The sequence below is a fragment of the Patescibacteria group bacterium genome, assembly GCA_041674405.1.
In the GTDB taxonomy this organism is placed as follows: Bacteria; Patescibacteriota; UBA1384; order XYA2-FULL-43-10; family XYA2-FULL-43-10; genus JBAYVT01.
Window position 1 is genome coordinate 94,080 of the sequence record JBAYVT010000001.1, and the last position, 18,195, is coordinate 112,274.

The following is an 18,195-nucleotide window of genomic DNA, read 5'->3' on the forward strand; positions in this document are numbered from 1 at the left end:
CAGATCTCATCACTCTCCTTCTCTCACATCGATTTGTGGTACGCAAAAACCAACATTGCATTCGATTGGTTTCCGTGATCACAATATCAAATATACTAAATTGGAACAATGCACTGAAAATTTTAAGGATTAAGATAAAACGACATTAAAAAACACCATTCAATTGGTGATTTTTTCTGAATAAACAAAAACGCCTCGAGTACTCGCGGACGTTTTTGTTATAGAATTGTCAGATTGTTATTTGACTGCAGACCTAAGTGATCGGCTTGGTTTAAATCTTGGCATTTTCGAAGCAGGGATCTTGATCGGCGAACCAGTTCGTGGGTTCACGCCAGATCGAGCCTTGCGTTTGCCAACATCAAACGTGCCAAATCCTGTAAGAGTAACCTTTCCACCCTTAGCGATCTCTTTCGCAATAAGATCGAGCATTGTCTGCACTCCGACCTCAGCTTCTCTTCGAGATAGTCCGGTTTTTCTTGCTACCTCGTTGATGACTTCATTTTTGTTCATAACATCCTCTCTATTTACTTCGCTCAAGGCTTAATAACTTTCGATACCCTTTTTATATTTAGCGCTTTTTTGGTTTTTTTATCAATTTCAATTATCACAGCGTTCAAAATCATCTCTCCACTTGCTACTTTATGAGACTTTGGAAGCTGTGTCAAGAATTTTTCAATGATAATCTCCTTTTTCACACCCAAGACAGAATCTTGCGGTCCAGTCATGCCGACATCACTGATATATGCTGTTCCATCAGGAAGAACTCTCTCATCAGCAGTTTGAATGTGAGTATGCGTGCCGATGATGGCTGATACTTTGCCATCCAAATAAAATCCTAGAGCAACTTTTTCGCTCGTAGCTTCAGCGTGAAAATCAATGATTATAATTTTGTCGGCATATTTTTCAGCAATGTCACGGCCAATTTTGAATGGGTCGGCAAGTTCCTCGTCCATAAAGACTCGTCCCTGGAGATTGACCAGCACTAGCCCGTCTTCGATTTCACGAACGCCTGATCCAGGCATATTGTCAGGATAATTCTCCGGGCGCAGCACCCGAAGAGATGGGTCGCCAAGATGATCAACAATATCTTGGTTATTCCAGATATGATTGCCGGAAGTAAAATAGTCAATGCCGGATTCGATCATTTCCTCATATTTGCCAAAAGTCATGCCCTTACCAGAAGCGAGGTTTTCGCCGTTGGCGATGACTAAATTTACCTTCTCGCTCGCTTGAAGTAAAGGAATCATCAATTTCGCCGCGCGTCTGCCTGGTTTTCCAACAATATCACCGATAAATAATATCTTTAATGTCTTTTCTGCCATAAATTTGATTTTCGAATTATTTCGCAAACTCGACTGCTCTTACTTCTCGTATGACCTGAACCTTCACTTGACCCGGATACTGGACCTCTTCCTCAATCTTTCGTGCAATTTCTTTTGCTAGCTTGGCAGATGCGAGATCGTCAATTTCCTCCGGCTGAACCAAGACACGCACTTCACGGCCAGCCTGTATTGCAAACGACTTCTCAACGCCATCGAATGAGTTAGCGACGCGCTCAAGCTCGGTAAGGCGTTTGATGTAGGATTCAGTCGACTCGCGACGAGCGCCGGGCCTGGCAGACGAAATAGCATCGGCAATTTGAACAATAGCCGCTTCTTTGGTCTTGATCTCAACATCTTCGTGATGGGCTTCAATTGCATGAATAAGGTCGGCTGGAAGCTTATATTTTCGGGCAATATCAGCCGAAATAACTGCATGTGAACCAGGAACTTCGTGATCAACGGCTTTGCCAAGATCGTGAAGCAAACCCGCTTTCTTGGCAAGCGCCGCATCAGCACCGATTTCATCAGCAAGGAGCGCACCTATTTTTGCCACCTCAACCGCATGATGAAGCTGATTTTGTCCATAAGAAGTCCTGTACTTTAGGCGACCGAGTATTCGTGAAATCTCCGGTGGCAGGCCGGCTACGCCAACCTCAATTGCCGCCTCTTCACCGGCTTTCTTAATATCAGCAGCTACAACTTCTTTGGCCTTGGCATAAGCTTCTTCAATTCTCGCCGGATGAATTCGGCCGTCGGCGATGAGTGATTCAAGTGTAACTTTGGCTACCTGGCGGCGAATCGGATCGAACGAAGACAAGACTACTGCCTCCGGCGTATCATCGATAAGAAGATCAACACCGGTAACTTTTTCAAATGCTTGAATATTTCTACCTTCTCGGCCAATGATGCGGCCCTTCATCTCGTCTGACGGTAAGGCAACGGTCGAGACGGTATTTTCAGAGGCGGTCTCGGCAGCAATTCGTTGCATCGCTGAAAGCACTATTTCTCGAGCCTTCTCATCAGCGTTTTCCTTCACATATGTTTCAACTTCTTTGATTTTTTTAATCAAATCCTCTTTCCCCTCTTTCTCAACAACATTAAGAAGAACTTTTTTTGCCTCATCTTTGCTCATTGAGGCAATTTTTTCCAAACTTTTTTCTTGTTTTACTCGAAGCTCTCGCAGAGTGTTTTTAATCTCTTCAATTTGTTTTTCCTTGGTGCTCATCGCTTTGCCGCGTTTATCAACCTCATCAAATCGGCTATCTACGACTGATTCCTTGCGGCGCAACTCTCGCTCTAAATCTTCCAAATACTTTCCCTTTTTGTCCACTTCCTTTTTTGCTTCCTCTTTTTCTTTGATCGCTGCATCCTTGGCCTCAAGTAGAATTTCCTTTTCTTTGGTCCGTGCGTCTTCTACTAATTTTTCCGCTTTTGCTGCTGCACTCGCAATCTTGTTGCCAGACTGGACCTTCCACAATGCAAAACCAGCAATTCCACCAACAAGAAGGCCGGCGATTGCGGTCAGAATTAGATTAATCATGGTTCCCTTTCTAGAGACTGGATATACCAATATTACAATTCTAGCCCTTCATAATTTGAATGCCCGATATGGTATATCTAAAGTCAAAAGTAGTTAATAGGTATTTTAAAATCTGAATCCCCTTCGATAAAAGCATACAGAAATTTTCGATTTTCGTCAATTAGATATTTCCAATGTGAATATATTTCAACCCCACTTTGTGGCCGATTTTTCGTGCCAGTTCGAGAGTTTTTCTCGGAGTAATTTCTCCGGTCATTTTCCAAGCCGGAAAAAAGCGTGAGATGTGCCAAGGGGTTTCGGGCGATAATTTTTTGGCAATAAATTCTGCGATTTGAGTTAATTCCTTTTGCGAATCATTAAGGCCTGGGATTATCAGTGTTGTTATTTCCAAATAAACTTTGTGTTTGTAGATCATCTCAATGTTTTTCAAAATGGGTTCGAGCTTCGCGCCACAAAATTTCTGATATGTTTTGTCTTTATAAGATTTCAGATCGACATTTATCGCATCGAGATATGGAAGAATTAATTTAAGCGACTCATCCGACATGTACCCATTGGAAACCCAAATATTTTTCAATCCTTTTTTCTTAGCAAGCTTCATTGTGGAAAGCGCGTATTCAATAAACATCGTCGGCTCTGTGTAAGTGTATGAAATCGATGGACATTCATTTTTAATCGCAGAAGCGACATGTTCACCCGGCGAAATCTCCTCGCCGGGGATGTTACCAGCTGGTTTATGCCCTTGCGATATTTCCCAATTTTGGCACCAATCACAGCGAAAATTGCAGCCGACCGTGGCAAATGAATATGTGAATGTCCCAGGAAGAAAATGATAGAGCGGTTTTTTCTCAATCGGGTCGAGGGAGACGGCAATTGATTTGCCAAAATTTAAGGCAAATAATTTCCCCCCCTTATTTTCCCGTACGCCGCACACTCCCCTACTACCATCGGAAATTTTGCAAAAATGGTTGCAAACACCGCATTGCACTCTTTTGCCGGATAACTTTTTGTAGATCAAAGCTTCTTTCATAATTTGATTTTATCAAATTTTATACGGCAAAAATTGTGGCAAATCCTAAAGATTTTTTAATTAAGGTATTTTACGATTTTGTTATAACAAAGGAGACGGCATGGCTAAAATATCTTGGTTCGAAATCTTAGCCGACGATAATGCAAGGGCGAAATATTTTTACGAAAGTATTTTTGGTTGGAAGATAAATAAAACCAGCGACGATTACGAGTATTGGATGATTCAGCAGGAATCCGACGATGACATCGGTGGCGGAATAATGAACCGAAAAATGGTGGATACAAGGACCAAGATCACTGGTTTTGTTGACTCGATTCCGGTGGACTCTGTTGATAAGTACGCCGAAACTATCAAAATGCATGGCGGAATTTCCATAAAAGAAAAGCACGCCATTCCCGGCTATGGTTGGCACCAGTATTTTATGGACACCGAAGGCAACATTTTCGGAATCATGGATCAAGACTCAACCGCAAAATAGACTTTATATTACAAAAATTACGTCGTCCGATTCCACAACAAAAAACGCCCAGTCAATAGGCTGAGCATTTTTTGGTAGCGCCAAGGGGAATCGGACCCCTGTTACCACATTGAAAGCGTGGTGTCCTAACCACTAGACGATGGCGCCTCAACTGGTTTTCCGTGAGCGATCCATCACAGGAAGGTGAATCGAATGGTGGATTGCCTGGGACTCGAACCCAGAACCAATGGCTTAAGAGGCCACTGCTCTACCATTGAGCTAGCAATCCATGGTACGCCCTGAGGGATTCGAACCCCCGACTTCCACGTCCGAAGCGTGGCGCTCTAATCCGCTGAGCTAAGGGCGCATACTATTGATAAATTTCTTAACTTCGGAAAGACAGATTTCCATCCGATTTGAGAAATTGTTGTTATTAATTGTTAATGTTACATCGTTGCTATATGATTTCAGAAATTCATCATGTTCTGTATATAATTTATCGATCTGAGACATTGTGTTTGCATATTCTTTGTATTGATATAATTCTCTGACAAATTGCTTGGTCAAATCAACACTAATCACAAACCATTTATAATCAGAATCTGAAAGCAGCTGTTTTACATTTTTCCATTTTCGATCGACGCTTGCATCTAAAATGAAATCTGTTCTGTTATTAACTATCTTTTTAAGTCGATCATCCCTAGTGCGAACAAATAATTCCTGATCTAGAATTTTTGACCTTGTATCTTCGTGAATTTCGCTTCTAATTGCGTCGTTGCTGAATATGGGCAAAGCCAAATTCCAAGAAAGAAAAGTAGCAATCGGTGTTTTTGACGTGCCGACCATGCCAGCAAAAGCAATACAGATAGGTTTTTTTAGTGGATTTGGAGTCAAGTTGACCAGCTATCTTTATGGGGCGGCCAACGGGAATTGAACCCATGATTGCAGTGCCACAAACTGCCGTGATAACCACTTCACTATGGCCGCCATATGCATTAGTCAAAAGTCCATAAAGTTTGTAAAGTTCATAAAGTCTTCTGAATTTACTTTATAGACTTTCAACTTTTCACTTTCGACTCGCCCCGATTTATTGGGGCATGGTACCCGCGGAAGGAATCGAACCTTCGACCCACTGCTTAGAAGGCAGTTGCTCTATCCACTGAGCTACGCGGGCTGGAGCGGGTAAACGGAATCGAACCGTCCTCTCCACCTTGGAAGGGTGGCATAATAAACCACTATACGATACCCGCACTGCTTCTCTGGTCGGGGTGGTCGGACATCTCACGCGGCTTTGCCTTCTGGACACCCTCGGTTTCCAGATCCTTCCGACTGCGGAAAACTCCCGTTTTCCGACCCTTTCCCATTCTTGCCCGACATCCTGGTCGGGGTGGTCGGACTCGAACCGACGACCCCCGCGTCCCAAACGCGGTGCTCTAGCCAACTGAGCCACACCCCGATTAACAACAAAATTCCCTCTTGCAGTACCATAATATCATACACGAAATTGGTCATCTAGTCAATCAACCTTAACGGAAAAATTAAAGTAGAGACGATAACTAAAACGTACAAATTTTTAAAATGATAACGTGTTTTGAAACAAAGTTGACGTATTTAGTTTTTTGTGATATAAAAATTGCGACCACAGGCCCCTACACTAGAACAAGGAGATGGCGCCAGTGCCAGTAATCAAAGGTCCCATTAGTCCCATGATGCGGCAACGGCTTGTGGAAGCCTTGTGCCGTGAGCTGACTCCGGAGATGTACCAGGCAGTCGCAATCAACCGCCTCCTCGGTTGTGTCGAGTCCCCGGTGGTATCGATCGGGGCCTCATCGGCTTTCCACGCCGAACACCCCGATGTGATCAAGGCTGTGCACGAGATCGTAGCCAACACGGGAATACGCGTCTGCCATGGCGTGAACACGAGGCCAGACTTGCCGGAGATCGTCTACTACGCACCGAGAGACCTGTTCAGCCAGGCGTCCCAGGCGTTGGTGGTGGCGAACGTCGTATACAGCGCCGTCGCCATTCAGTGCGAGGTCACCAACTTGGCCGGAGAGCCGGCGTGGTACGCTGCAGCCCATAGCTGCCATGATGACCTGCTCCAGAGATTCGAGTGCACTATGCGTAACCTGCATAACCGCATCCTCGGCATGGAGTACTACTACGCATCGGGGATGAAGTTCGTCCCCAAAGCGGCCTAACCACGGCCCACAACAACGAACACTTCGGCCTCCCTTTGCGGGGAGGCCGAGTGCGTTTTAGGGCGCTAGTTCGTAGCAAGTAGTCAGTAGTCCTTAGCTTTTAGATATTAGATATAAGTTTTTAGTTATTTTTCTCTATATACTCCCGCCCGGATGTTTTTGCGTACCTGCCAAGAATCTTTCATCATGCGCAAGCCATCTTTTATTGGGTTTACTAGTGAATGCGGATCATCATACCACGTAATACCGACTTCTTTAATTTTGAATCCAAATTTTCTAGCAATGGCCAAAACTTCTATATCAAAACTCCATCGCTCAAAGGTTACCTTAGAAAACACACGTTCAGCTGCACGTTCGGAAAATAATTTAAAACCACATTGGGTATCATGTATTCCAGAGATTGCTGTAGCACGAATCACCAGATTGATCGCTCTGCCTCCCATTTTTCGTACAAATGATTGTGGAATCGCTAACTTGCCACCTTCAACATAGCGTGAACCGATTACGACATCATAATCTTTTACATATTCCAAAAGCTTTTCGACCTGTTCAACGGGCGTTGAGTTGTCCGCATCGGCAAAAAGCCTGTATTTGCCATGGGATTTAAGCATACCCTCTCGCACGGTGTATCCCTTTCCCTTATTCTCTTTTCGATCGATGATTACAAGATTTTTCAGCCGATCATCAAATTCATGAGCTTTTTCTGCTGTGTTGTCCGGTGCACCATCGACTACTACGACTGTTTCGATTTTATAATCAACTTTGTTTTCTAACTTCTCTATTGCCCCAAGAACTTTGTGAATGCGATGTGATTCTTTGTAGGCGGGAATAATGATTGATAGATAAAATTCTTCCGACATAACTACCCTAATTATTGTTAATAATAATGTTGCTGCGATCAATTGTTAGGCTTCCTGGCAGATCAGTGTGAGTGATTGGATAAGGTGATTCTGGCGGATTTTCATTCAAATCCTGTGGGGTAATATGGAAAACCAATATAGACCCGCCGATTTCAGCAGTCGGAGTGAAATTATCCAGCCAATCGTATGACCACTTGCCCTCTTGTGGCCCGTAAAGTTTCGATGACTGGTAATAAGTCGCGGAAACTGCTAGCCAGCCGGTGGCTGGCCCATATGAGCTGTGCCAATCCTCAGCCTGCGGAATATAATATTGTGGCACTGAGCCGCCAAAATAATCAACCTTGATAGCATCGATATTGTTTTCATCCACATAATCTTTCAATCTTAGCAAATCTTGGCCCCAATCAAGCGATGAGTCTGTCATGTATTCATATCGTTTATCTCGAGGTACGACGTTATTAAAATAGGCTATATATTGCGGATAGTACGAAAGAACATCAACAATAAGCCAGGCAGAAAGGCCAAAAATCACAATCGATTGAGTGGTCCAAAATGGCTTATTCAAATATCGTTGCATTTGCTTGGCGATAAATAAAACCATAAATGGAACGGTCGGCATAAGATGCCTGATGCCGATATTTAATTGACCCTTGAGCGTGAAAGCCCAGTAAACCACAATCGGAGTCAATAAAAGCCAATTTTCCCAAAGGTCTTTTTTGTTTTTTGTTCTGAACACTATTGCCGTAATAATCGACCAAAAAACTAAAATGATTATTGGGATGGGAGTTTTTATGAGCCAGGCTACAGGGAAAAACCAGCTAATGCTTTTATCTGAAAGGTTGCCGAGAATATATACCGCATTACCACCCTCAACTCTTTTCAAGACCAACATTACTCCTAAAAGATAATGGCCAAGAGCGCGAGTAAAAGGATTATTTTCAAAATGATGCAAAAAGTTTCGAAAAACAAGGGTGCTTGGATTGGATGTTAGATTGCTCTCGATAACCTGGTGTTCGATTGCCGGTGGCGTATTCCATACAAAGGGGATATAAACAATGGTTACGATGACCAGAGAGATTGCGCAAGTCCAAAAATATGATTTGAAATAGCTCCAGAATTTGGGCCAAAATCTTACCTCATCTGTACGATCCATAAATGCTCGGGCGATAACAAGAATTAAAAAGATGGCAAATAATAAAAAGGCTGAAAATTTTAGTAGTTGCGCTAAGGCAAACGCTGCAGCTGCCCACAAAAGCGAGGCAAACGTCCGCCGCTCCAGTAATTTATCAAAAGCAAATATAGCGATCAGATACCCAAATGCAGCTGCGATATCGGTGGTAACAAGTCCGCCGTGGCCCAAAATATCCGGATAAAAAGCAATCAACAAGAGAGCAAATAGCCCGGCTTTCCGCCCCCATGATTTTTTTGCCCAAGTAAAAAGTAAGACTGCAAGCCCAAGCATCAATAAAAGCATCGGAAGGCGCGACCAAAAAAGGATGGTTTTGGGATTGTTTCCTGCCTCATAAAGAAAATACCAGCCAGATTCCCACTGGTTAATTGCATCCCAGCTCCAATCGGCTTTCAGCCCATTTAATTTGAGAAATGTGAGAGGAACCCCAGCCAATGCCTTGGCGATCGGCGGATGCTCCGGATTGAGGCGGTAATCATGATATTTGTCATAAGAATATCCAGCCGGAATGTGTGCAATTTCATCAACTATTCCGGAGTTTCCCATAGCAGAGAAAAGAGCAATTATAAACATCGAAAGCAATATGACGCCAGCAAGAAGAATGGTGATGAAATTTTTATCGGATTTTGTAAGTTTGGCTAAGGTTGACATAAGTACCTCTACTTTCTATATGTCCATAATTTATTGGCAAAGAAATTCCAGAGTGTTGCAGCGCCAGATGCAAAGATCAGAGCGACAATGTCACGGCTTGAGAATTTACCAATTGTTGCACGAAATACAACATAATTAACACCCCAGCCGATCAATGAAACAATAAAAAATTTAAAAAATATTGCGCTTTTAGTCCCAATCTCGCCATTTTTACCGACTGATTTCTGGTATTCTTTTTTGAAGGTCCAAATCGTATTCCATATATATGAATTTATGACGGCGACAACAAAAGAAATCGCTTTGGCAATCGACTTTTCAAGAGTTTCTGTAAGTAGCGTATTGATAAGAATATAGTAAACAATCCAATCAACAGCAGTATTCGAGACTCCGACAACGGCAAACTTAACAAACTGAATAAGCCCTCTGCTCCCCTCACTTTTTTTCATAACGCTCCATTCCTATTATTGCGCCAGCTCAGATTCAATACTGGTGCGCTTCGTTGATTTTATTGTCACTCTAAATTCTAGATATTTTCCGAGCATAAGTCTAGTCTGTGATTCAAGAGCAGGAATGGCCGAGAAAGCAATGCTGGTAATAGGCATCACAATCGGCGTTAGGATCCAGTCCAAGAAAATCCTTCGGATTGGTTTCTTGCCTCTATATGGTGGGACCAGCAAAGTTGAGATTGTGAGAGTGACGATCATACCGATCCATGCAATATATAAAATTCTTCTATAAATAAATGGAAAATAGAAGGCCATTACCGTTTCTTTGAAAGAACCGTTCAATACAAGCGGATACCAAGACGCCGTTGCCAAAATGATTGAGGCCGTTGACCACGATACATGCGACTCCCAGAGTATTAGAGCATTTGACCAGCGATCTATCCAATGGATTTTTTTGTCCTTGATAGTGTGTTCCATCACATATGGTATATCGGAAACCCCCCAAGACCATCTTCGTTTCTGGAGATACTGCTCTTTGATCGTTGATTTCATATCTCCGGCCAAGATTGCATCCTGATAAATCGGAGTGTACAGCGGGACAACATCATGGTCGCCATTGAAACGATAATAGCTTCTCCAAAACTGATGGCCGTCCTCAACAACAGATTGCTTTGACCAGAAATCAGTCATTTCCAGCGCAGCCATACTTTGAGCTTGTGCAGAAAAATTGCGCAAGCGCGAAGGCCTGGTAGCCACGATAAGCTGCCAAAAAGATGAACCCATCGCAATCAGCCTCATCGGCATCGGCACATCCCAAATATTGTTGAAAAACATCGGTAATGGCTGAAAACTTTTATGAATCGGATCAGGATCAGTAAGATACAAATAAGTGAGGCAGGGCAAATAATTTTTGTCCATTCTGTGATCGGCATCCATATTGGTCACGATAACATTGTCCAAGGGAATATTCTTTTTCTTGAAATATTCAAGCATGATTTTGCCAGAATACGTGATATTTGGCCCTTTGCCAATAATCTCGTTTGGCATATCTTTCGGGTGCATTATAACCAAATAATCTGCAACTTTATCTTTATATTTTTCAGTAAGGATTTTTCCGTATGGCTCTGCTTGCTCTTTGGCGCGTTCCTCAATTGCCAAAACGTAAACGACTTTGTCCATTGGATAGTTTGATTGATAAACAGATTGGATGGAGTGTTCAAGTATGGCGATGTCTTCTTTGTATGTTGGCACGATCACAAGGTGCCATATATCCTTGTAACTCTTGTCTGGCGGAAGCTGCTTCAATTTGGCGAACCAATCAATCTTTGTGTCTTTTCTGTAGTTTTTATAACCCAAAATGAGCCTGTATGACATAAAGAATGTGCGCACAAGCCAGAACGTGACATAAAACAGAAGCACTATCGCCAAAAACCTTGGGGCATAATAAGCCAGAAACAATGGGGATATAATCACAACCCAGGCAATCGCGCCAGGTAAAATTTCAAAAAATCGTTTGTATTTCCAGTTTGACATTATTTATTCCCATAAATGTAGAACATTTCCAGCACGAAGATAAATATACTATAAAATGGCAATGCACCCAAAAGAAGATGAGAAATATGTTCGTCTTTTTTATACGAATATATGGATAATATAAGATGCAATATTAATATTACCAGAAGAAGTTGAATTGGATAATAGTTCAGGCGAGTATATACAAAAATACCATTATCTGTAATTCCTTTTGTCCAAATGAAATATTCGATAATCCCAGAAACTGCGGCAACAATGACAAAATATCGATTGAATAAATCGTTCCAAAGGCAATTTTTAATGTTTTCAAATAATATTTTCATATTGTTTGGAGCCGAAACCGGGAGTCGAACCCGGGACCTTCACTTTACGAAAGTGCTGCTCTACCAACTGAGCTATTTCGGCAATAGGCGACTAACAGGCGGGCGAAAGCATTGCTCTATCGACTGAGACCCGAAGGGTACCCTTTCCCGAAGGAAAGACCCAACGGGTAGCCATTGGCTCCTTTGGCTTGGGTCTACGCTGGCGAATCAAAAATCCCCTCATAATTCACTCATAAAGATAGCAAATATTAGGGGATTACACAATGCATTTGTAGCTCCTCGACAAACTCGGGGTAAACAGTTACCCCAATTTCGCGATTACGTTCCGCGGGGCAGCCAGAATTGATATTGTTTGGAGCGGGATACCGGAATCGAACCGGCGACTTATCCTTGGGAAGGACACATTTTACCACTAAACTAATCCCGCATTAACGCATTCTGCTTCAAACCGCTCGAAATAGACGAAGTGAAGCAGGTCAACTAAACTAATCTGTGCTAGCAATAAAACACTTTATCTAAATCTCAGCTATTTTTCAACTATGGTTTATATATTATTGTTAGAAGTCCTAATTATTTTATTCAAAGGTAATGGTATAGTTAACCTTAGAATAAATTCAATTATTATTTTAACGGGAGGAGATGAAAATGCCAACAAAAGCAGGAATCAAAAGACGCGGATTTGCATCTATGAGCCTAGAAAAACGGAAGAAAATTGCCAGCATGGGCGGCAAAGCCTCCCATGCCAAGGGTACAGCTCATGAATTCACACCCGAGGAAGCTAGAATCGCCGGGCGCAAAGGCGGACTGAAGTAGCTGCAATTTTGATTTTTTAAATAAAAATTAATGATCAATTTTGAAAAAGTTGATAGGGATTTTTTTGTGTTGTAAAATAATAAAAAGAATAATAAAGAAGGGAGAAGATGGAGACAAGGAAACTAAACTGGGTGCTGACACTTGTTTTGTCAATCATTGTCGGGCAGCTAGGCGTGGACAGATTTATGATGGGACAAGTGGGGCTGGGAATTTTGAAATTAATCACTGCCGGTGGCTGTGGCATATGGTGGATTATAGATATCATCCTTATTGCAACAAAGCACCCGTTCCCCGGAATTGAATGGGAAGCTTAATTTTTTGAAAAAAATAATTTCTAAATTTATTGAAATTATATCAATGGGAACGCCACAAAGCGTTCTCATTGTTTTATCGTCTATTCTGATAGTCGAGGCCGCGGTCCCGGAAAACTTTTGGTTCAATAATTCACTATGGCATTGCCCGATACAACGATTTATTATGCCTCTATTTTTCGGCAGCCATTGTCCTTCCTCAGGATTTTTTGTCGGCTGCCGCTGCCCAGGTTGTGGGATGACCCATGCGTTATCGGCCTTGATGCATGGTAATTTGCATGCTGCAATTGACTATAACATTCTTGTGGTTCCCTTGTCTTTGGTTGTGCTGTATTTGATAATTTCAAGCATAATCCACTTATATAAAATTACCCGACAATAATTTCGACTTCAATAATGATAACTTTTTTCAAATCAAAAACTTTCATTCCGACCAAACGTAACAATTCTTCCGCGGTCACGGAAGAATTGTTACGTTTTTTATTGTCATTTGTATTAAAATAGTTTTTTTGAAAAATCAGTTATAATATTTATATAGTATTTTTCATAGAATATTCAGAACAATAATTTATAAAATAATTTTAATTCACTGGAGGCACAATGAAGCGTGGAATTGAAAGAGGCGGTGTGTCCGCCGACGAGCTAAGCGAATACGAAGAAATGGGTGTTCCAGAACCAGACAATCCGGTTTCGCGACAATTAGCAAAAGGGGAACAGATAGAAGGCACACAAAACCCGGGAAGACCAATATCACACGAATTACAACAAAGAGCTGCCGAAGCTCAAGTTGAAACTGCCGAGCACACAGAAGAGATAACGAGAGAACAGGAGCGCGCTCGCGAAGAAGAACAAAGACGCATTGCGGAGGTTCGCAGCAGCATCGAGGCAACGCCCGAGAGTGACGGCCCCATAGAAGAAAATTAACTTTTTATTTAACATGTCTGAACAAAGAACAAAAGTTGGCGTCGGAGTAATGATTCTGCGTGGCGGTAAGATCCTTTTGGGTTTGCGGAATGAAGATGCAGAAAAAGCCAGTTCCGAACTTCATGGCGAGGGCACGTGGACAATGCCTGGCGGAAAGATGGATTTTCAAGAAAAACTGGTTGATCTTTGTTTTCGTGAAACAAAAGAGGAAACTGGGATCGAGATTGCCAAAGATAAACTAAAACTTATCAGCATTCAAGAAAACATCACCGCGGACAAGCATTTCATCACACTGGGATTTCTCTCGGAAAATTTTTCCGGAGAGCCGAAAGTTTGCGAGCCGGATGAGATCATCGAGTGGCGCTGGTTTCCAATCGCCGATATTCCGGAAAATATCTTTCCACCAAGCAAACAGGTGCTAGATCACTATTTGAATCATAAAATATTCTAAAATTTTTTCTCAGTATATTCTTTGATGGCAACAGCATTATTGTGCTCGGTATCTTTTGCTGCGAATAACAGGGTAATATTTTTGTGCTTTTTCAAATTTTCAAGCTCTCCCCTATTCGACTCAAGTTCTAAAAAATATTTCTGTTTGAATTCTGACCATTTGTCATCGTTGTGGCCGAACCACTTTCGAAGCTCGTTTGACGGCGCAATCTCCTTGAGCCAAAGATCAATTTTCGCTTCTTCTTTTTTTATTCCCCTTGGCCACAACCGATCAACTAGAACTCGAAAGCCGTCATTTCTACTCGCTGGTTCATAAATTCGTTTGAGAATAATATCCATAATAACAGAATAAAATAAATTCGAGTGTATTGCTAGAACAAAATTTCCAAAATCAGACCCTTATAATGTTGGAGTTGGTTGAAAACGATTTTTGAAATTATCAATCAGTTTTTGGAAAAATCCGATTGGCGATTTGCAAGTCGAATTAAACATTTGGATATCTTCACTTGATAGCATTGGGTCAGACAAATTTTGAGCTCCCAAGATTGAATACATTATTGAAGTATCAATCGCATCATGCCCAAGTGAAAGAGCGTGCCCTAGTTCGTGCATCAGAACCAAGCGTAATTCCTCACTGTTGCCAAATGTGAAAATATCAATTTTAGGATCAGCTGGATAATATAGCCCCGATGTAATAATCTTATTTTGGTCTGTACTAATTTCATTGTTCAACTGGCCCAAATTGGAATTATGGTCGTTAATTTGGATATTTAGAAGGCTGATGTAATCATTAATTTGCGAACGCCTTTTATCGAGATTGGCTTTTTCTGATTGTAATCGGGTATATACTTCCTGCGGTGCTCCGCCGTGTAAATTCCAGTATTGAACGGTTGAATTATAATCATTCAAATCAGATTCGTAACTCGTAATCATGGATTCCAATTTTGATTTTGCTGAATCAATCGCATTACCAGAAGAATCAAGATTTGCAACCTCGGAATTTAATTTATCAACATTTGCTTGGCGCTCATCATAGACCAGGTTAATTTTTAATTTAGCTGATGAATCGTATAAGAGAACCTGCTCGCCGGCTTCCGAATTCCAACGACTAGTTGCATCATCGGCAATTTTTGACAAGTCTGAATTTGAAATTTTAAAACGCGGATCAACATTGCCAATGGCATACTTTACAGGAAGTTTGCATGGATTTTTCAAAAAAACAGAATATAAATAATATCCTGCCATTAAAATCAGAATCAAAAAAATTGCTGCTGGCCAAAAACTACTGCGTTTATTCGAAGTTAGTTGGATATTTTCTTCCATACCAAAATTATATCGCCTTTGGAATTAGCATAAAAGATATTGAATAAATAATATTCGGGGAGGGGCTCGCGTGATGCTAACCCCTGGGTCTCCCTCCGGCCAACGCTACGTGGCAGATCCCCTCGGAGCAGACGGGTATCTCAACGATTGTTGGCTTCTCCGGGTCATCGGATGGATACCTTACGAGCAAGATGAGTTGGCCGTCAGTGGCGTAGCTGGTGCTGAGCACCGCTGTCACAAGACCGAATATATCTTCTCGCACGCTCGGGATCCACACTTCATCACCCGGAGAGAAATGCCTGACACCGCGTAGCCGGGATGGCACCAGATTTTTAGCCACGAGGGCATTTTTCTGCGCCACCCAGCCATTCTGGGCACCTAAAGATGCGAGCACCTGGTGCTCACCCCTTTCCGTATGTCTAGCGTTATGTTTACTCTATACGAAAATTGACTTTTGTCAACAAAATTAATAGTTCTAGAACTGTTTATATTGCAAATTTGATAGCAAGATAGATCACGGCCATACCGAGAATTGTCATGATAGTAGTCAGGAAACGTGGGTGGCGATGATGGGATTCGGGCACAAGATCAGATGCACCGATGTAAAGGAAAAAACCACCAAAAACAGCAAGAATCAAACCCAGAGTACTTTCAGATACACTAAAGAAAAATGTCGAGAGAACGCCAAAAACCGGTGCAAGAGCATCGAATAGGAGTAATGTGAATGCCGTTTTTGATTTGCCGCGGTTTTTCAGAATGAAGTTGACGGTATTTATGCCATCGGAAAAATCGTGGGCAAGTACAGCCACAGCAACGACGATGCCGACAACCGGCGAAACCTTGAATGCCAGACCGATTCCAAGGCCATCGAGAAAACTATGAATTATGAGAGTAATTGCTCCAGCTAAGCCATTATGATTTTCATCTTTATGCTCATGATCACCATGCGCATGAATGACTAAAATGCGATCAAGTATCATAAAAAGTATGAAACCAATGGCAATGAATGTGGTTGCCAGCGATGAGTCATATTTTTCTGAAACCAATTCGATTGATTCCGGCAAAAGATCGAAAAGCGCCACACCAACCACCGCACCAGCAGAGAACCCGAGAATGATATGAAGTTTGTCCTTGAAACGAAGAGCAAATAGCCCGCCAAGCAATGTGGCAAAGAATGTCGCGATCGCGAATGCAATAATCATAACTCTACATTAGGTAATTTTTATTTGAATGTAAATAGAGGTAAAAATAGCCTTGCGGCTATTTTTACCTTATTGGGGTCAATCGTGGACGATATTAGAACCATTACACGAAAATTACAGAAGAAATATCCGCAAGTTATTTTGCAGGCTGAATTGCCGGTAGTTGCCAGATTTTTCCATCGAGTATGCTATCAATTTTGTCTGATTGGGGTGCAAATAGACGCCACATCACTTCAAACCCTTGGCCACTAGCGGTCGGAAGCCAGTTGTTTTGTTTTGCCGAATCCGTAGGTTGTTCTGCCTGTAAATAGAAGTCGATTGAGCCATCGGAATTGGTTGAAAGCTCCGATGAATTGGTGAAGGCATAGCGGTTCAGCGAATTTGGAATCATCCCTCCCTTGAGATTATAAACTGTCAACGACCACCCTTCGCTTGTTGGCGGCGGCGTCTGCATATGCAGGACATAATTGGTTGAGCCGTCGAGCGCTTTTTTATTGTGATCGCTCCAACTTAGAGCATAAATTGCCTGGTCCGCAGTGAACGCACCCAGGCCAACTTGAGAAACAACCGCACGCTTTTTGTAATCGGTCCCGTATTGTCCAAAACCTCCGAGCATATAGCCATTATATTTATCAAAATCCACAACCGCTTGTTCCTCGGTGTATTTTTTAATTTGATCTGGACCGGCAGCAACAGCATCATTTAAGCCCCGCAGCACATCACTATTTAGGCGAGAATTTTCTGAAGGTTTCATGCCGGGACCAATGCCAACTTCTGCAAATTTATTTAATTCTTCTTGGTCCCTTGCTGGCGGAATAAAGAGTTGAAGTTGCTCCCCAAGCTGATCGAAAAACTTTGCGTTGGTGGGTATTGAATATTTTGTTACTGTTGTTACTGGTTTAGATGGTGCCGATGGTTGATAGCTTGTGCCAAATTTTGAAAGCGGTGTTAAAGCATAGCCATCCTGAATCTTGTTGACGGAGGCAAGATCACTCGCTCCTTTAAGTTGTGTCGAGCCGATAACCCAGATGCGTGAATAATCCGCATTAATTCGCTGTGCTCCTTCTGGAATCGCCACGTCTTTTTGAGAGGGATCAGCAATCACATAATCGCCCGGCTTTGTATTGCTGGCGCTGCCTAAATTTATGAGATTCTCGGTGTAAGGATCAAGAAGGGCCAAAACAAAATAGTGATCCGTCACTTCAGGCACATGCAGAACTTGAGGCTCATCTTTAAGGTCGAGCCAGGCGATTGAAGACAAAGACGTTGCACCCGTTGCCACAACTGCCGAGCTGCCCGCATTGTTGAGTGTTCGCACATTATTAAACTGATTTGTCGGTCCGAATGCTCCCTCAGAGACATTGACACTTGTCATGCTCTGGAACGTGGCGTTGGTCGTCATTAGTGGCAATCCATAGGTATAAGCTTCCAGACCGATTTTATATCCTTTGTCGTAGTTTGCGGTTTTTATGCGTTGCTTATAAGCTTTAGTTTGGCTAAATACTAAAAACCCAATACCTAATACCAAGATAATAATTCCAGTGATGAGAAAAAATTTTACCTTAGATCCCTTTTTGTCTTTTTCCATGCCCCTCCTAGTAATGTAAATTTAAGTTCCGT

21 protein-coding genes and 9 tRNA genes are annotated in these 18,195 nt (G+C 42.2%); 7 read left to right on the forward strand and 23 right to left on the reverse strand.

Annotated features, from left to right (window positions below; translation table 11 throughout):
• Positions 1-237: 237 nt before the first annotated feature.
• The 4 genes from WC080_00565 to amrS all read right to left on the reverse strand — a co-directional run bounded on the left by WC080_00565 (position 238) and on the right by amrS (position 3,892).
• Positions 238-510, reverse strand: a complete 273-nt coding sequence (locus WC080_00565; GenBank protein ID MFA7243778.1) for an HU family DNA-binding protein — start codon at positions 508-510, stop codon at positions 238-240.
• 23 nt (positions 511-533) lie between these two features.
• The gene (locus WC080_00570; GenBank protein MFA7243779.1) at positions 534-1,322 is read right to left on the reverse strand and encodes a TIGR00282 family metallophosphoesterase; all 789 of its coding nucleotides are present in this window, start codon (positions 1,320-1,322) and stop codon (positions 534-536) included.
• A gap of 16 nt (positions 1,323-1,338) precedes the next feature.
• Complete coding sequence (rny, locus tag WC080_00575; protein ID MFA7243780.1) at positions 1,339-2,862, reverse strand: ribonuclease Y; 1,524 nt, start codon at positions 2,860-2,862, stop codon at positions 1,339-1,341.
• A 160-nt stretch (positions 2,863-3,022) separates the two neighbouring features.
• Complete coding sequence (gene amrS / locus WC080_00580; GenBank protein MFA7243781.1) at positions 3,023-3,892, reverse strand: AmmeMemoRadiSam system radical SAM enzyme; 870 nt, start codon at positions 3,890-3,892, stop codon at positions 3,023-3,025.
• Positions 3,893-3,992: 100 nt separating this feature from the next.
• On the opposite strand from amrS, the gene WC080_00585 reads away from it, so the two are divergent.
• Positions 3,993-4,370, forward strand: a complete 378-nt coding sequence (locus tag WC080_00585; GenBank protein ID MFA7243782.1) for a VOC family protein — start codon at positions 3,993-3,995, stop codon at positions 4,368-4,370.
• A gap of 72 nt (positions 4,371-4,442) precedes the next feature.
• Here the strand turns inward: WC080_00585 and WC080_00590 are convergent.
• From WC080_00590 to WC080_00625, 8 genes are all read right to left on the reverse strand, one after another.
• Positions 4,443-4,517, reverse strand: a tRNA-Glu gene (locus tag WC080_00590).
• Between the two features lie 46 nt (positions 4,518-4,563).
• A tRNA-Lys gene (locus WC080_00595) sits at positions 4,564-4,638 on the reverse strand.
• 1 nt (position 4,639) lies between these two features.
• A tRNA-Arg gene (locus WC080_00600) sits at positions 4,640-4,716 on the reverse strand.
• Positions 4,707-5,243, reverse strand: a complete 537-nt coding sequence (locus WC080_00605) for a hypothetical protein (GenBank protein MFA7243783.1) — start codon at positions 5,241-5,243, stop codon at positions 4,707-4,709. The genes WC080_00600 and WC080_00605 overlap by 10 nt, the downstream gene beginning before the upstream one ends.
• An 18-nt stretch (positions 5,244-5,261) precedes the next feature.
• Positions 5,262-5,336, reverse strand: a tRNA-His gene (locus tag WC080_00610).
• A gap of 111 nt (positions 5,337-5,447) precedes the next feature.
• A tRNA-Arg gene (locus WC080_00615) sits at positions 5,448-5,523 on the reverse strand.
• Positions 5,524-5,599, reverse strand: a tRNA-Gly gene (locus WC080_00620).
• Positions 5,600-5,728: 129 nt separating this feature from the next.
• A tRNA-Pro gene (locus tag WC080_00625) sits at positions 5,729-5,805 on the reverse strand.
• Between the two features lie 250 nt (positions 5,806-6,055).
• Here WC080_00625 and WC080_00630 point away from each other — a divergent pair.
• On the forward strand, positions 6,056-6,550 hold the full coding sequence (locus tag WC080_00630; GenBank protein MFA7243784.1) for a hypothetical protein: 495 nt from the start codon (positions 6,056-6,058) through the stop codon (positions 6,548-6,550).
• 125 nt (positions 6,551-6,675) lie between these two features.
• Here the strand turns inward: WC080_00630 and WC080_00635 are convergent, their stop codons facing one another.
• From WC080_00635 to WC080_00665, 7 genes are all read right to left on the reverse strand, one after another.
• Positions 6,676-7,410: a dolichyl-phosphate beta-glucosyltransferase gene (locus tag WC080_00635; protein ID MFA7243785.1), complete on the reverse strand. Its 735-nt coding sequence runs from the start codon at positions 7,408-7,410 to the stop codon at positions 6,676-6,678.
• A 7-nt stretch (positions 7,411-7,417) separates the two neighbouring features.
• Complete coding sequence (locus WC080_00640; GenBank protein ID MFA7243786.1) at positions 7,418-9,250, reverse strand: glycosyltransferase family 39 protein; 1,833 nt, start codon at positions 9,248-9,250, stop codon at positions 7,418-7,420.
• An 8-nt stretch (positions 9,251-9,258) separates the two neighbouring features.
• A complete protein-coding gene (locus tag WC080_00645; protein ID MFA7243787.1) occupies positions 9,259-9,696 on the reverse strand; it encodes a GtrA family protein in 438 nt (145 codons plus the stop codon).
• A gap of 15 nt (positions 9,697-9,711) precedes the next feature.
• Positions 9,712-11,229 (reverse strand): glycosyltransferase family 2 protein, encoded by a 1,518-nt coding sequence (locus tag WC080_00650; GenBank protein ID MFA7243788.1) that lies wholly within the window; start codon positions 11,227-11,229, stop codon positions 9,712-9,714.
• On the reverse strand, positions 11,229-11,552 hold the full coding sequence (locus tag WC080_00655) for a hypothetical protein (GenBank protein ID MFA7243789.1): 324 nt from the start codon (positions 11,550-11,552) through the stop codon (positions 11,229-11,231). Before WC080_00655 ends, WC080_00650 begins: the two co-directional genes overlap by 1 nt.
• Before the next feature lie 6 nt (positions 11,553-11,558).
• Positions 11,559-11,634: transfer RNA gene (locus tag WC080_00660), tRNA-Thr, on the reverse strand.
• Positions 11,635-11,905: 271 nt separating this feature from the next.
• Positions 11,906-11,979 (reverse strand) — tRNA-Gly (locus WC080_00665).
• A 218-nt stretch (positions 11,980-12,197) separates the two neighbouring features.
• Here WC080_00665 and WC080_00670 point away from each other — a divergent pair.
• The 5 genes from WC080_00670 to WC080_00690 all read left to right on the forward strand — a co-directional run bounded on the left by WC080_00670 (position 12,198) and on the right by WC080_00690 (position 14,051).
• Entirely contained in the window at positions 12,198-12,365 is a 168-nt protein-coding gene (locus WC080_00670) for a KGG domain-containing protein (protein MFA7243790.1), read from the forward strand.
• Positions 12,366-12,472: 107 nt separating this feature from the next.
• Positions 12,473-12,679, forward strand: a complete 207-nt coding sequence (locus WC080_00675; GenBank protein ID MFA7243791.1) for a TM2 domain-containing protein — start codon at positions 12,473-12,475, stop codon at positions 12,677-12,679.
• A 163-nt stretch (positions 12,680-12,842) separates the two neighbouring features.
• Positions 12,843-13,058, forward strand: a complete 216-nt coding sequence (locus tag WC080_00680) for a DUF2752 domain-containing protein (protein ID MFA7243792.1) — start codon at positions 12,843-12,845, stop codon at positions 13,056-13,058.
• Between the two features lie 218 nt (positions 13,059-13,276).
• Positions 13,277-13,600 carry a hypothetical protein gene (locus WC080_00685; GenBank protein ID MFA7243793.1) on the forward strand — a complete coding sequence of 108 codons (324 nt, stop codon included), beginning with the start codon at positions 13,277-13,279 and terminating at the stop codon, positions 13,598-13,600.
• 13 nt (positions 13,601-13,613) lie between these two features.
• Positions 13,614-14,051 carry an NUDIX domain-containing protein gene (locus WC080_00690; GenBank protein MFA7243794.1) on the forward strand — a complete coding sequence of 146 codons (438 nt, stop codon included), beginning with the start codon at positions 13,614-13,616 and terminating at the stop codon, positions 14,049-14,051.
• Here WC080_00690 and WC080_00695 read toward each other — a convergent pair.
• The 4 genes from WC080_00695 to WC080_00710 form a co-directional block, all read right to left on the reverse strand.
• Positions 14,048-14,389 (reverse strand): DUF488 domain-containing protein, encoded by a 342-nt coding sequence (locus WC080_00695; protein MFA7243795.1) that lies wholly within the window; start codon positions 14,387-14,389, stop codon positions 14,048-14,050. The two genes, WC080_00690 and WC080_00695, sit on opposite strands and share 4 nt — an antisense overlap.
• Before the next feature lie 60 nt (positions 14,390-14,449).
• Positions 14,450-15,373: a matrixin family metalloprotease gene (locus tag WC080_00700; GenBank protein ID MFA7243796.1), complete on the reverse strand. Its 924-nt coding sequence runs from the start codon at positions 15,371-15,373 to the stop codon at positions 14,450-14,452.
• 485 nt (positions 15,374-15,858) lie between these two features.
• Complete coding sequence (locus WC080_00705) at positions 15,859-16,575, reverse strand: ZIP family metal transporter (protein ID MFA7243797.1); 717 nt, start codon at positions 16,573-16,575, stop codon at positions 15,859-15,861.
• Between the two features lie 136 nt (positions 16,576-16,711).
• Complete coding sequence (locus WC080_00710; protein MFA7243798.1) at positions 16,712-18,163, reverse strand: DUF1254 domain-containing protein; 1,452 nt, start codon at positions 18,161-18,163, stop codon at positions 16,712-16,714.
• Between the last annotated feature and the right edge of the window lie 32 nt (positions 18,164-18,195).